Origin of the sequence: Marinobacter sp. (assembly GCF_033722735.1) — a bacterium.
Lineage (GTDB): Bacteria > Pseudomonadota > Gammaproteobacteria > Pseudomonadales > Oleiphilaceae > Marinobacter.
Map to the genome: position 1 here is coordinate 1 of NZ_JAWVYN010000037.1, position 14,550 is coordinate 14,550.

General features: G+C 62.0%; 7 protein-coding genes and 1 pseudogene. 5 read left to right on the plus strand and 3 right to left on the minus strand.

What is annotated here, in order from left to right:
• Positions 1 to 3,169, minus strand: a 3,169-nt coding sequence (locus tag R3175_RS17290; protein WP_318945592.1) for an Ig-like domain-containing protein, incomplete at its 3' end; no start/stop codon positions are given.
• Between the two features lie 368 nt (positions 3,170 to 3,537).
• On the opposite strand from R3175_RS17290, the gene R3175_RS17295 reads away from it, so the two are divergent.
• Positions 3,538 to 4,704: an iron-containing alcohol dehydrogenase gene (locus R3175_RS17295; protein WP_318945593.1), complete on the plus strand. Its 1,167-nt coding sequence runs from the start codon at positions 3,538 to 3,540 to the stop codon at positions 4,702 to 4,704.
• Positions 4,705 to 4,746: 42 nt separating this feature from the next.
• A pseudogene (locus R3175_RS17300) lies at positions 4,747 to 5,255 on the plus strand (helix-turn-helix domain-containing protein).
• 101 nt (positions 5,256 to 5,356) lie between these two features.
• On the opposite strand, the gene R3175_RS17305 reads toward R3175_RS17300, so the two are convergent.
• Positions 5,357 to 6,265: a sterol desaturase gene (locus R3175_RS17305; RefSeq protein WP_318945594.1), complete on the minus strand. Its 909-nt coding sequence runs from the start codon at positions 6,263 to 6,265 to the stop codon at positions 5,357 to 5,359.
• A gap of 86 nt (positions 6,266 to 6,351) precedes the next feature.
• Here R3175_RS17305 and R3175_RS17310 point away from each other — a divergent pair, with 86 nt between their 5' ends.
• On the plus strand, positions 6,352 to 7,269 hold the full coding sequence (locus R3175_RS17310) for a LysR substrate-binding domain-containing protein (RefSeq protein WP_318945595.1): 918 nt from the start codon (positions 6,352 to 6,354) through the stop codon (positions 7,267 to 7,269).
• A gap of 14 nt (positions 7,270 to 7,283) precedes the next feature.
• Here the strand turns inward: R3175_RS17310 and R3175_RS17315 are convergent, their stop codons facing one another.
• Positions 7,284 to 7,736 carry an Lrp/AsnC family transcriptional regulator gene (locus R3175_RS17315; RefSeq protein ID WP_318945596.1) on the minus strand — a complete coding sequence of 151 codons (453 nt, stop codon included), beginning with the start codon at positions 7,734 to 7,736 and terminating at the stop codon, positions 7,284 to 7,286.
• A 157-nt stretch (positions 7,737 to 7,893) separates the two neighbouring features.
• Between R3175_RS17315 and R3175_RS17320 the strand changes: the two genes are divergently transcribed.
• Both R3175_RS17320 and putA read left to right on the plus strand, forming a co-directional pair.
• Positions 7,894 to 11,403 carry an NAD-glutamate dehydrogenase gene (locus R3175_RS17320; protein ID WP_318945598.1) on the plus strand — a complete coding sequence of 1,170 codons (3,510 nt, stop codon included), beginning with the start codon at positions 7,894 to 7,896 and terminating at the stop codon, positions 11,401 to 11,403.
• Between the two features lie 196 nt (positions 11,404 to 11,599).
• Positions 11,600 to 14,550, plus strand: a 2,951-nt coding sequence (gene putA / locus R3175_RS17325; RefSeq protein WP_318945599.1) for a bifunctional proline dehydrogenase/L-glutamate gamma-semialdehyde dehydrogenase PutA, incomplete at its 3' end; no start/stop codon positions are given.

Below are 14,550 nucleotides of genomic sequence, written 5' to 3' on the forward strand. Positions count from 1 at the left end.
CCAGCCGCAGGCGGGTGTCGGCGCTGACCGCTACGTTCGCAATGCCACCGCAAACGTAGGTGAACGGCCAGATACCGCACAGGCCTCCTGTGTTCTCCCCGGTAATCTCGATGGTGCCCCAGACATCCGCGTTGATGCTGATGATGTTCTCATTGCTCAGGGCAATCTGCATGCGGCCATCGTCCAGGAACGTGACCGGGCCGGTGATCACCAGGTCGTTGAGTGGGTAGCCGCGCAGGTTGTGGCTCAGGTTGGCCGGGCCCAGGCTGGGGTCCAGATAGGGGGCATCCAAGTAGACGTCCAGGGTGGTGGTGAACATCAACTGCCCGCTGTCGTCATTGTAGAGCTTGCCCTTCGGGGGGATGGCCTTGCCCTCTCCGTCTTCATCGTAGCGGATGCGCATGAACATGGGGCCGGTGGTGATGCGTTCGTGTTCACTCAGGTCCACATCCAGAATCAGATCCGGGAAGGCATCGATGAAGGAGGTGTCGATCTGCACCCAGAGATCGACGCCACTGGTGGCAAGAATGGTGGGCAGGATGTCCACAGCCAGTTCATCCTCGGCGTTGGGGGTGCCGTGGATAACCGTGTCCAGGCCTGCGGTCAGGTAGAGGTACTGGTTCTCCGGACACCAACCCGGGACCCAGCAGCCCACACGACCCGCCTCGACCACCGAGGTGCGGGACCCCAGTGACGACACGTCGGCCACTTGCAGTCCGATGGCGTTGGCCAGGGGTTCACCGGCTTCCGAGCCCGGCTCGTGTTCGGGCTCATAACCGAGATCGCTGTTCACGTCGCCGGTGGGCAGGTTCCGTAACGGCAGCGGTAGCTGATTAGCCACCTCACCGGCCACGAAATGATTCACCAGGTTGGCGCCGCCAAAGTCACGGTCTGCGAGCGTACGGGTGCCCTGGGTAATGACCTGGGTCTGCAGCGGCATGCCGCTCAGGGATCGGATGATGCTGCCGGAGTTACTGTAATTCGACGCCAGGGTATAGCGGTAAAGTTTACCGGTTTCCCAGCCCGCCAGCGGTACTATCTCCAGGGCGCGGAGGCCGGGATTCAGCAGGTAGTCCGTGGTCGGTACCGGCTCCCAGCCCAGGTCCCGCTGGACTTCGACCCAAACGGTTTCGCCGGCGATAAAGCTGGCCTCGTCCATGTCCTGGGAAAAACGCACCGTCAGGGGCTTGTTGGCCGGGTGGTCCGGTACCGGCAGTAGGTCTTCGGAGGTGGTGCCGCCCTCACAGCGCCCCTGATGGGCCGGCAGGTCCGCTCCGGTCTTGGCGCAGGGGTAGCCGGGCAGGGTGGTGAGCGCGAGCGGTGCCTGGACGGTGGACTCGTCACTGCCGGTACCGGGCAGGGCAAACGACAGCGTGGTGGGCGTCAGGGCATTACCGGCCAAATCGGTCACATCGTTCAGCGCCAGCGAGTAGTTCACGTTACGCTGCAACGGCTGGACCGGGATGACCTTCAGCGCCGATCCATTGCTAACGAGCGCGACCTCCATGGCCCGCTGGGTGCCGGGGCCGTCGATATCGCTGTAGAGGGTCACATTGCCCGGTGTGCGCAGGCTGGTCGCCAGCATGGGCTCGGTGAAAAATACCACCAGGGGGTCGCCGGGCTGGATGGTGTCCTGGGCCTCCTCGCCGGGTACCCAGCTGCGGATCGACGGCGCGCTGGTATCGGCAAAGTCTGTCGGAGCGGGCTCGGTGGACTGGTCCTGGTAGCCTTCCAGCCGGAAGCTGATCAGCCCCGAGGCGCGATCCAGGCCCAGCACCTCCGGCTCGATTACCCCGAAGGCGTCAATCACCATACGGCCATCTTCCACCATCGTGGTGCCCACCAGCTGCACATGCAGCAGTTGCTGGGCAAAGGCCCCATTGGCAATCGGGTTCTCCGTGCTCAGCGCCAGATCGAGGTACAGCTCAATCACCCGGGGCGCGCTGGTCTGATCGCTGTAGGGATTGGTGTGCATGAATCCGTTGGCGTCGCTGAGGAAACGCACGTCCACTTCGCCGGAGCCAAAGCCCGCGGGCAAGGCGCCGGCGACCATCACATCCAGCTGGCTGCCCAACATCAGGGAGTTGCGGCTGATGCGCAGCGGGATACTTTGGCCATTGCCCTCAAAGCGAGGCAGGTAGCCCAGTTCGGCGAACACCGTGCCGCTGGCCTCGGTGCTGGTGTCATCACCCAGCAACAGGGAACTCAGACCCACGGAGTTGTAGCCTTCACCGGACAGCATTGACAGCCAGCGTCCGCCGTTGGAGCTTCGCGTGCTCTGGGCGAGTAAGCCCCGTGGGAGGGTATCGCTGGCCACGAACTGCCAGGGCTCGGCCGGCACCTCCAGCGGCGTGCCGAGCATCCGGCTCTCGATGCCGTCGGTGAATGCCAGCCGGTAACTGGTGCCGCTGGTCAGCGGCTCGAGCGGGTCCACCGTGATCCGTTGATCTTGTACCAGCACCTGGGCACTCACCAGGTGATCGGTGCTGTCCAGCAGGCTGAGGGTGTCGCCATAGCGCACCGAAGCGGGATCGACCGGCTCGGAAAACTGCAGGCGCAGGGCCGAAAAATCCGTTACCGGGTGGCTGTCGGTGCCGTCCGGAATTCGACGGAGCAGCCGGAAGGCGCCGGTGCCTTCGGTCTGGTCGATCAGCAGGCCGTCGGTCGACGGTGCGGTAGTGAACTGTATGTCTCGCTCAAACAGCTCACCGGTAGGGTTATCCAGGGTATAGACGGTGCTGTAATTCAGCGCCGTATCGGGTTGCAGAACGATCCCCTGCCGGTCTTCCGTCAGACGTACCAACTCCAGCGGTATCAAACCGTTCGCTGAGCCCAGGGTGAGCTCGCCGACGGTGGTCTCATCCAGCGCATGGTTAAAGCGCAGCACCAGGGGCGCGGAGGTGGGCACGGCGGTCTGACCATCCAGTGGATAGCTGAAGATCAGTGTGTTGCTTTCCTGGCTGGCGAGCATCGTCTGTTCGCCCTCCCCGCAGCCACTGACCAGTGCGGCGAGTAATGGAATGGCCACCAGGCCATGGCGAAGGTGGTGGTTGCCGGGATTTGGGGTGATTGCAGTCGGTCGGGCAGGGCGGAAGCCGGCGGAGCGTCGGATGCCGGTGACTGGCCGGGCAGCCGATCGCCTCCCCCGGTGCGGGGATCGTGTAGTCATAGGAAGGCCTCAATATTTTTATGTTTTCTGGAACAGGCGGGTCGCTCCTGTTGTTTTAAATAGATACCCGCTGTTCTTTTATTGAACGCTCTATGGTGCCCGCCAAAGCGGACAAGCTGTCATGCATTTTGGGACGAACTGTTGTTTGAAATGTAAAAAGTTGTGTGGGCTAACATTAAAAGACTAAAACGCCGGCTCTCGTTTTGATTTGCGGCGTTCCGGGTTGGGGGCTAGCTTATATCGATACCGATAGTCTCAATATGAGCATTTCCGAGTGGTTGGCGCCCAACAAGCGTCGTCTTCGACGTCTTCAGGCACTGCCCCGACCATCCCTGGCTTACAACCACCGACAATCCCGGAGGGAGTTCATGAGCAACCGAATCATTCTGCCGCGCCTGCTGGACGTCGGCGCCGGCGCCAGCCGCAAGACTCCGGACATCCTGGCTGCGCTGGGTTGCCGCAGACCGCTGATCGTGACCGATCCGATGATGGTGGAGTTGGGCTATGTGGACCGGTTGGTGGACTGTCTGCAGGACGCGGGCATCGACAGCGACCGATTTGCGGAGACCCAGCCGGAGCCCACCGAAGCTGCTATTCTGGCCGGGGTGGAGAAGCTGAAAGCGGGGGAGTACGATGCGCTGATTGCCCTCGGCGGCGGCAGTCCCATCGATTCGGCCAAGGCAATCTCCATCCTTGGCAGGTTCGGCGGGCAGATGCGTGACTACCGGTTTCCCCGGGAGGTCAGTGAGCAGGGGCTGCCGATCATCGCCATACCGACCACGGCGGGCACCGGTTCCGAGGTGACCCGCTTTACCATCATCACCGATGCCGACAAGGACGAGAAAATGCTCTGTGTCGGGCAGGGTTTCATGCCCATGGCGGCGCTGGTGGACTTTGAGCTGACTCTGAGTCTTCCCGCCCGGGTGACCGCCGATACCGGCATCGATGCACTGACCCACGCCATCGAAGCCTACGTCAGCGCCAAGGCCAATCCTTACAGCGACAGCCAGGCGTTGGCGGCGATGACGTTGATTGGGCCCAACTTGCGTCGCGCCTACCATACCCCGGATGACCGCGAGGCACGGGAGGCGATGATGCTGGGAGCGACGCTGGCCGGGGTGGCCTTCTCGGCGGCGTCTGTGGCACTGGTACATGGCATGAGTCGTCCCATCGGGGCTTTCTTCCATGTACCCCATGGCCTGTCCAACGCCATGCTGCTGCCCACCGTCACCGAGTTTTCCCTGGCCGGCGCCCCGCAGCGGTACGCCGATTGTGCCCGGGCTATTGGCGTTGCCGGGCCAGGCGACGCTACCACCACCGCCAATCGCAAACTGATTGACGAACTGCGGGCGCTCAACCGGGAACTGAGCGTTCCCAGCCCGGTTGACTATGGTATCGACCGGGATCGCTATTTCGAGTTGCGGGCAACCATGGCGTCGCAGGCCCTGGCCTCCGGCTCCCCGGGTAACAACCCCCGTGTACCCAGTGTGGAAGAAATCGTCGAGCTCTATACCGCGGTCTGGCATCAGGCGTAGTAACCCATGACAAACCAGCCCGCTGCGGAGGGCGCGGCAGCCATGAATATTGCCCGGCGGGAGAAAGGCTCCTCCATCCTCCGCGTTCTCGAAATCATCGAGGCCGTGGCGCAGGCCGGCAAGCCGATGACCGCCACTGAGTTGGCCAGGCATCTGGACATCCCCAAGGCCACGGGCCATCGGTTGATCCAGACGTTGGAACAGGAGGGCTTCCTGCAGGCCAGCATGGGGGGGCTATGTGATGCCCGGGGAGCGTTTGCACAGGGCCGCACTGGGTGTCCCTTTACGCCGGGCGCTATAAGTCGGAGCGACGGGCGATTCTCGAATCCCTGTCCCGGGAAATTGGAGAAACCTGCGGGCTGTCGATACCCGATGGCATGGTGGCCTGTGCCGTGCCGGTCAGGGACGCGGATGACCGCTTTATCGCCTCCCTGTTCACCCACGCTCCGGTGATCTGTTGTTCCCTGGAGGATCTATGCGGATTTGAACCGCAACTGCGGAAGGCTGCCCGGGAGCTGGAAGACGTCATCGACGTGCCGGAGCCGGGGTAAGGCAGAAGCTTGACCCAGCCCCCCTTAATCCCTAACCGATGATGACAGGGTAAGCCGGCCAGCTTGCGCTGCCCGGCTGTACTACAGCGCCGATTGGGCAATCACTCGGTCGAGGCCTTGGCCGGCCGCACCTGCGGCGCCGCAGGCGTCAGGTACTTGCCCAGGTCGAGATTGAAGTAGCGGTAGAGCACGCTGTTCCGTTCCCGCTCGGACTGGCGCCAGCCGTATACCTTGGGACGTTCCGTCTCGATGGCGAGGGTGTCGAAGATCAGCCAGTCGTACAGGGCCAGAGAGCCGCAGACGTTCCTGGCCGAGTTGCGGCCGCGGCCGTGATGATGGTGGTGCTGGGTGGGGAAGGTGAACACGTGCGCCAGTGCCCACATGGCCTTGCGGACCCAGGCCCAGCGATGGTTGTGGAAGTACAGGTCGTAGTTCCAGTTGGCGTGGGTGTGCGCGGACCACAGTCCCTTGATGGCGGTACCCCACAGGAACACTTCGGTCAGGCCCAGGTAGAGGCAGATCAACTGGAACCAGTAGTTGGGCATGATGAACCACCACAGCCAGCCGTTGGTGAAGGTCTGGATGACATTGAGCTGGCCCCGGTCGTCGTCGCCACTCATGTGGTGGGGCCGGTGGGACAGCTTGAACACCGCCTGGATGGCCTGGGCCCAGCGTTGGCGGGGGCGCCTGCAGTGGGCGAAGTAGTGACCGGCGCCGTGGATCAGTTCCTCCAGGCAGAAGAAGACGACCAGCGTTGGCCAGAAATACTCATTGTCCAGCCAGGCCAGACTGTTGGCGCTGCCGGGAATGAGCTGGGTCAGCACCAGCCCGATGGTCAGTAACAGCAGGGGCCGCTGGACGGCCACCATGACGGCGACGGTCAGTCCTGCCATTTTCCAGTCATTGGCGGTGCGGGCACCGTTGGCGCTGCGGCCGCTGAGCCATTCGATAACGGCGGTTACCAGGACGAATGCCACAATGGAGAGGGCAATAAGGTCGTTGACGGTCATGTTGTTGTTCTCCTCTGATCCGTGTCTGGACAGGGTCCCAGAGGCTGGATATTCTGTCTAATAAATATCCAGTAAGTTAAATATCCATGAAGCTGAATTTACGGTCCGTCGACCTGAACCTGTTGCCGGTCTTTGCCGCCGTGGTGGAGGAGCGGCAGCTGTCCCGGGCCGCCGACCGCCTGGGCATGAGTCAACCGGCGGTGAGCGCGGCGCTGCAGCGCTTGCGGCTCACCGTGGATGATCCCCTGTTCATCCGCCAACGCAGCGGGTTGCAGCCCACCCCACGGGCCGACGCGCTCTATGAGCAGATTCGGGCCGGGCTGGATCAGCTGGTGGCCGCGCTTGACCCGGCCCCCGCCTTTGATCCGACGAATGCCGAACGCACCTTCCGCATCATTGCTGTGGATTATCTCGAATCCCTGGCGCTGGGCCCCCTGATGGCCCGGTTGCGTACAGAAAGCGAAACCGTCGGAGTGCGTACCCTGCCCCAGGCGGAGGGCTGGCAGCAGTGGCTGCTGGCGGCGCAAGCCGACTTTGCTTTCGACACCCAGTTGCCGGAAGACAGCCGGCTCAGCGGGCAACTGGTGGGTACGGAGGAGTTGGCGGTGGTGGCTCGCCGGGGGCACCCGGACATTACGGAGACCCTGTCATTGGACCAGTTTCTGGCGGCGGAGCATGTGGTGTTGCCGGAGCGGGAACGGAGGACGCTGCCGCTGGACCAGATCCTGGGCAAACCGGGCTGGAACAGGCGGATTGGCGCTCACGTTGTGCAATACTCCAGCTTGCTCTCGGTCGCCAGCAGCAGTGACCTGATAGCGACCGTGCCCAGGCGATTGGCCCTTCGTCTGGCGTCTTTCCTGTCCCTGCAGGTATTGCCCTTTCCGGTGCCGGTGAGCCCGGTCGCGGTCTACCTGATCTGGCCGGAAGCGATGGCCAAGGACCCGGCGCACCAGTGGTTCAAACAGCGGTTGCTGGCTGCGCTTCCTTTCGACGGATGCGGATAAACGGGGCGCCTTGCCTACAGCCCCTTATCCTTGACGTTCTCCATCACCACAAACGTGCTGGTCTGCACGACATGGGGCAGGGCGTTGATCTGTTCCCCCAAAACCTGCCGGTACTCCGCCATGTTGCGGGTTCGAACCTTGAGCAGGTAGTCGAAGTTACCGGCGATCATGTGACACTGTTCCACCGCCGAAATCTGATTGATGGCCTGATTAAACGCAGTCAGGGCCTTGCTGCTGGTATCAGACAGGGTGACCTGGGCAAAGGCGATGTGGTTGAGGCCCAGCTTGGTTTGGTTCACCAGCGCGGTGTAGCCGGTGATGTACCCCTGGTCCTCCAGCCGCCGCATACGAACCTGGCAGGGCGTTTTGGAAAGACCCACCCGGGAGGCCAGTTCGGTCACCGTAATGCGTCCGTTCTTCTGCAGCTCACGGAGTATGGAGTGATCGATTCTGTCCAGTTCGACCATGATTTAACTCCAGTAAGAAATATATGGCTAAATGACCTGCCCAATATAATGAACTTGCCTTTCATTTGAAAGGTTATGGTCAAAGCGACTTTGGCGCCTTGGATATACTGGTTGAACCGTTCGACCCAGTCCAAAAGGCCCATGCCGGAGACGCCCAATGACCGATTCCCGCCCATTACTACAACAATCTTTGCTGGAACAACTCGCCGACGCCCTGCCCGAGCAGGACCTGGATAGCGAAGAAGCTGTCCACCTCAGACAACTGCTGGCCAAAGTCATGGCTGAATCCCGATGCTGGGATGACGACTTGCAAACGCTGCTTCAGCGCTCCTTTGGTAAGGCCGAGGGCCGCCATCTGGCCCGGATGTTCGGCAACGGCTTCTCACCGGCCTATCGGGCCCGGTTCTCCGCGTCTGAAACCGTCCATGACATCCGAATGCTGCAGACCATTTCGGTGGCTTCGGATGTGCCGATGCAGTTCAACCCCCGCGCAGGACGGTCCGGTCAGGCACTGAACTTCAAGCTGTACAGCCAGGGTCAGCCAGTGATTCTGTCCGACGTGGTGCCCATTCTTGAGAATCTGGGCATGCGGGTTCTGGATGAGCACCCGTACCGGGTCATGCGCGAGGACGGGGAGCAGTTTGGCATCAGCGACTTCACTGTGGAGCTCCAATCCCTGGCGAACGGTGCCGACCTGGCATCCGCCAAACCCCTCTTGCAGGTTGCGTTCCGGGAAATCTGGAACGGGTTTGCCGAGAACGATGCCTTTAACCGCCTGATCCTGGCTTGCGGCCTCGGTTGGCGCGAAGTGGCCTTGCTCAGGGCCTATGCCCGTTACATCAAGCAGCTTCGTTTTGGCTTCAGTCAGCCGTTTATCGCCGATACCCTGGCTCGCCATGGTCACATCAGCAACTTGCTGGTCGCCCTGTTCCGGGCCCGGTTCGAGCCGGATACCCCGTCGCCGGAGCGGCGAAGCGAGGTCACCGGTCGCATCGAAAGGCAATTGCTGGAATCACTGGAGACCGTTGACAGCCTGGACGACGACCGCATCCTTCGGCGCTTCTTCCTGGTCATCAAGGCCACCCTGAGAACCAATTACTTCCAGCAGCAGGATGGCGACTTCAAGCCGTATCTGTCATTGAAGATCAATCCCCGGGCTATTCCCGATATTCCCCAGCCCCGGCCGATGTTTGAAGTGTTCGTGTACTCGCCCCGGGTGGAGGGTGTTCACCTTCGGGCAGGCCGGGTAGCCCGTGGTGGGCTGCGCTGGTCCGACCGGGTGGAGGACTACCGCACCGAAATCCTGGGACTGGTGAAGACACAGCAGGTCAAGAACTCGGTGATCGTGCCGGAAGGCGCCAAGGGGGGCTTCATCGTCAAACAGCCGCCAGAGAACGGCTCCCGGGAGGCGCTCCGGGACGACGGGATTGCGTGCTATCAGCTGTTCATCCGAGGCCTGCTGGACCTGACCGACAACCTGGACGGCGGTTGCGTGGTGCCACCGGAGCGCGTGGTGAGGCATGACGAAGACGACACCTACCTTGTGGTCGCCGCGGACAAGGGGACCGCCACCTTCTCCGACATCGCCAATCGGTTGGCTCACGAATACGGCTTCTGGCTGGGGGATGCCTTTGCCTCCGGCGGCAGTGAGGGCTATGACCACAAGAAAATGGGCATCACCGCCCGTGGTGCCTGGGAGTCCGTCAAGCGTCACTTCCTGGAACGGGGCCTGGATACCCAGGTGGACGAGTTTTCCGTGGTGGGCATCGGGGACATGTCCGGTGATGTGTTCGGCAATGGCATGCTGCTGTCGGATCGTATTCGGCTGATCGGCGCCTTTAACCATCAGCATATCTTTGTTGATCCGGAACCGGATGTCGTGCGGGCGTTCGCCGAGCGACAGCGGCTGTTTGCTGCTCCCGGCTGCAACTGGGCCGACTACGATCCGGCGGTCATCAGTGATGGCGGGGGCGTGTTCTCCCGATCCAGCAAGAGCATTCCGATCTCTCCCCAAATGCGCAGGGCTCTGGCAATAGAAGCCGGCCGGCTGACGCCGAACGAGCTGATTTCCGCGTTGCTGCGGGCTCCGGTGTCGCTGATCTGGAACGGGGGCATCGGTACCTATGTGAAGGCGCCGGAAGAGTCCCACGAACAGGTTGGCGACAAGGCCAACGACGCCGTGCGTGTCGATAGCGACGAATTACGGTGCCAGGTGTTGGGTGAGGGTGGGAACCTCGGGTTCACCCAACTGGCACGAATCGGATTCTCCCGCGATGGGGGCGCGGTCAACAGCGACTTTATCGACAACGCCGGTGGGGTGGACTGCTCTGACCATGAGGTCAACATCAAGATCCTGCTGAATGACCTGGTGCACCGGGGCCAACTGACGCTGGATCAGCGCAACCGGTTATTGCGGGATATGACCGCTGACGTGGCCGAGCTGGTGCTTCGGAACAATTATCGCCAGGCCCTGGCACTGACCATCGCCGAGGCGGGCGCAGCCGCCAGCGTTGATCAGTACGAGCGTCTGATGCGTCGACTGGAGAGCGAAGGCCGGCTGGACCGTAGCCTGGAATGGCTGCCGGGCGATGAGGCGCTGCAGGAGCGCAGGGAGCGCCAGGCGGGACTCACTCGCCCCGAGCTGTCGGTGTTGATTTCCTACGCCAAGATCGAGCTCAAACAGACGCTGCTCAATTCCGCCATTGTCCATGACGAGCACTTCCGGGAAGCGCTGTATTCCGCCTTTCCGGAATCCCTCCTGGCGGCCTTTCCCGCAGAGGTTACCGCGCACCCGTTGCGGGCGGAGATCACCGCCACCCAGATGGCGAACGAGCTGGTCAACCGAATGGGGATCACCTGGCTGGAGGAGATGCAGCAGGCTACCCAGGCCAGTCGTGAGGACATCGCGGCGGCGTATTGGACTGCCTCACGGATATACGGGATCGAGGACCAGTGGCGTGCCATTGAAGCCCTGGATGGTCAGGTTACCGCAGCCGTTCAGCTCGACCTGTTCCGGGATCTGATGCGGTTGCTCACCCGTACCACCAATTGGCTGTTGCGAAATCGCCAGGGTGCCCTGGACCCGGTAACAAGCCAGGACCGCTACCGTGCCGCCCTTGAGGGCGTGCTGGAATCCGTGGACAGCCTACGAGCGGTGGTACCGGAAAGTCGCTGGATCGAGCGCTACGGACAGTATTGCGAGAGCGGCGTACCCGAGCAGCTTGCGGCCTGCTGCGCCTCGGCCGAAAGCCGGTACTGGCTGCTGGACATCATTGAGGTGGCGCTCCGGCTTGAACGGGGCCTGGGCTCGGTTGCCCGGGTGTATTTCAGTCTGGGTGAGAGTCTGGAATTGACGTGGCTTGACCGGCAGATGCGGGTATTCCCGGCCCGGGGCCACTGGCAGATGCTGGCCACCGCCCACTATCGGGACGAACTGGATCGCCAATTGCGACAGCTCACCTCCAGCGTGTTCCAGTCCGGGGCCGAAACGCATGAGGAGGAGAAATCACCCGAGCAGATGCTGGCGTATTGGCGCACCGACAAGAAGTCCCAGTTGGGACGCTGGCAGCGCATGCTGGCAGATATGCAGGCGGCAAACGAAGTGGATTGCGCCATTTTCTCGGTAGCCCACGGGGTGCTGCGGGAGTTGGCTTCAGCAGCGGGTTGAGCGGGTCGTTGCTTGTTGGTTCGGGGCAGTGGAAGGTTAAATATCCTGATTATATCCATTGCCTTGGTCGTTCATTAACTTTTAATGAAGAACAAAAGATAAAAGGCATTGTAAGAATTTCCTTAAAAGGAAAAAAGACTTTTTTGGCGTAGGTAGAATGCCAGTCAGAGCGACAAACAATGATGAGGTTAACGCTATGAGACCGCAGCAGTCAGTGACTCCCGTCCTAAACGAATGCCGTCACGCGATCCGCGACTATTACCTGGCCGATGAGCACAAGGTAATTCGTGAACTGATTGCCGGCGCTCAGCTTTCCTATGCCGAACGTGAAGCCATCTCCGCTCGTGCCGCCGAACTGGTTCGTAACGTTCGTGACAACGCGCGCCCGACGATCATGGAAAAGTTCCTCGCCGAATACGGGCTGACCACCAAGGAAGGCGTGGCCTTGATGTGCCTGGCCGAAGCGCTGTTGCGGGTGCCGGACAACATGACCATCCATGCCCTGATCGAGGACAAGATCACCTCCGGCAACTGGGGCGCCCATCTGGGTAAGGCCTCATCCTCGCTGATCAACTCCACCACCCTGGCGTTGTTGATGACCAGCAACCTGCTCAAGGATTCCGAACGCCAAAGCGTGGGGGACACCCTGCGCAAGCTGGTCAAGCGCCTGGGCGAACCGGTGGTGCGCACTGTTGCAGGTCGGGCGATGAAGGAAATGGGGCGTCAGTTCGTGCTGGGCCGCGACATCGATGAAGCCCAGGAGCGGGCCAAGGGGCAGATGGCCCGGGGCTACACCTATTCATATGACATGCTTGGCGAAGCGGCCCGCACCGACGACGACGCCCTGCGCTACCATCGCGCCTATGCCGACGCGATTGAGCGTCTGGCCGCCGCCTGTGCCGGAGATGTCCGCAAGAATCCGGGTATATCCGTCAAGCTCTCGGCACTGCATGCCCGCTATGAATTCGGCCAGAGGGAGCGGGTTATGAATGAGCTGGTGCCACGGGCACTGGAACTGGCCAAGAAGGCACGCGCGGCCAACATGGGCTTCAACATCGACGCTGAAGAGGCAGACCGGTTGGACCTGTCCCTGGATGTCATTGAGGCGGTGTTGTCTGATCCGGAACTGGCCGGCTGGGACGGTTTTGGCGTGGTGGTGCAGGCGTTCGGCAAGCGTGCCTCCCACGTGCTGGACTGGCTCTACGCGCTCTCCGAAAAACTGGACCGCCGTATCATGGTGCGGTTGGTGAAGGGAGCCTACTGGGATGCCGAGATCAAGCGTGCCCAGGTCATGGGGCTCGACGGTTTCCCGGTGTTTACCCGCAAGGCCTGCAGTGATGTGTCCTATCTGGCCTGCGCGAAAAAGTTGTTGGCGATGACGGATCGAATCTATCCGCAGTTCGCCACCCACAACGCCCACTCCGTTTCCGCGATCCTGGAACTGGCCAAGGGACGCGATTGTTACGAGTTTCAACGCCTGCACGGTATGGGGGAATCCCTGCACGATCAGGTGATTCGCGAAAGCGGCGTGCCGTGCCGCATCTACGCGCCGGTGGGGGCTCATCGTGACTTGCTGGCGTACCTGGTGCGTCGCCTGCTGGAGAATGGTGCCAACAGTTCGTTCGTGAATCAGATTGTGGATACCCGCATCACGCCGGAACAGATCGCCAAGGATCCCATCGAGGTGGTCGAGGCGATGGGGGATGCGATCGCCAGCAAGGCGATCGTGCGGCCCGCCGACCTGTTTGGCGCCGAGCGTCGTAACTCCAGGGGCTGGGACATCACCGATCCGGTGACCGTCGGCGCGATCGAACAGGGCCGTGGCGCCTTCCGTAACCACCGCTGGAAGGGCGGGCCGGTCATCGCTGCTGATCCAGCGGGTACGGAAGTGCAGGTGGTTCGCAACCCGGCCGATCCCGACGATCTGGTGGGGCATGTGATTCAGGCCTCCGACGCGGACATCGAGAATGCGATTACCGCTGCCCAGGACGGTTTCCAGAGCTGGTCGCAGGTGCCGGCGGCAGAAAGAGCCGTGTGCATCCGCAAGGTAGGTGACCTGTTCGAAGCCCACGCCGACGAACTGTTCGCCCTGACCACCCGGGAAGCGGGCAAATCCCTGCTGGATGCCATTGCGGAAATTCGTGAGGCGGTAGACTTCGCCCAGTTCTATGCCGATGAGGGTATTCGATACGAGGGTGAGGGAGAGGCCCGTGGCGTCATGTGCTGCATCTCGCCCTGGAACTTCCCGCTGGCCATCTTTGCCGGCCAGGTGCTGGCCAGCCTGGCGGCGGGCAATTCCGTGCTGGCCAAGCCGGCGGAGCAGACCTCGCTGATCGCGGCCCGGGCCGTCGAACTGATGCACGAGGCGGGGATTCCCAAGGCGGCGGTGCAATTGCTGCCGGGTGCTGGGGCCACCGTCGGCGCGGCCCTGACCTCCGATCCACGAATTGCCGGGGTCTGCTTCACGGGCTCCACCGTCACGGCCCAGCGTATCAGCCGGGTAATGGCCAGGACCATGGCGCCGGATGCACCGCTGGTGGCGGAAACCGGTGGCCTGAATGCCATGATCGTGGATTCCACCGCCTTGCCGGAGCAGGTGGTTCGGGATGTGCTGGCGTCCTCTTTCCAGAGTGCGGGCCAGCGCTGCTCCGCGTTGCGCATGCTGTACGTCCAGAAGGACATTGCGGACAACCTGCTGGAGATGCTGTTCGGCGCGATGGATGAACTCGGCGTCGGCAACCCCTGGCTGCTGTCTACCGATGTGGGTCCCGTGATCGACCAGGCCGCCAAGGATCGCATAGAGGCGCACTGCAAGAAGTTCGCGGATCAGGGTCGGGTACTGAAAACCGTCCCGGTGCCGGAGAAAGGGCTGTTTGTCGCACCGACGGTGATCCGCGTTGACGGTATTGGTGAACTGGAGGAAGAAATCTTTGGCCCGGTGCTGCACGTGGCCACCTTCGAGGCCCGGGACCTTGACCGGGTCATCGACGATGTCAATGCCAAGGGCTATGGTCTGACATTCGGTATCCACAGCCGGGTGGATCACCGGGTAGCACGGATTGCCAGCCGCATCCGGGTGGGCAACACCTACGTCAACCGTAACCAGATCGGGGCCATCGTCGGTTCCCAGCCCTTTGGTGGTGAAGG

What these genes read in the sequence shown, in the direction of transcription:
- R3175_RS17295 (WP_318945593.1), top strand. Translation starts at nt 3,538, where the DNA reads ATGAGCAACCGAATCATTCTGCCGCGCCTGCTGGACGTCGGCGCCGGC.
- R3175_RS17305 (WP_318945594.1), bottom strand. Translation starts at nt 6,265, where the DNA reads ATGACCGTCAACGACCTTATTGCCCTCTCCATTGTGGCATTCGTCCTG.
- R3175_RS17310 (WP_318945595.1), top strand. Translation starts at nt 6,352, where the DNA reads ATGAAGCTGAATTTACGGTCCGTCGACCTGAACCTGTTGCCGGTCTTT.
- R3175_RS17315 (WP_318945596.1), bottom strand. Translation starts at nt 7,736, where the DNA reads ATGGTCGAACTGGACAGAATCGATCACTCCATACTCCGTGAGCTGCAG.
- R3175_RS17320 (WP_318945598.1), top strand. Translation starts at nt 7,894, where the DNA reads ATGACCGATTCCCGCCCATTACTACAACAATCTTTGCTGGAACAACTC.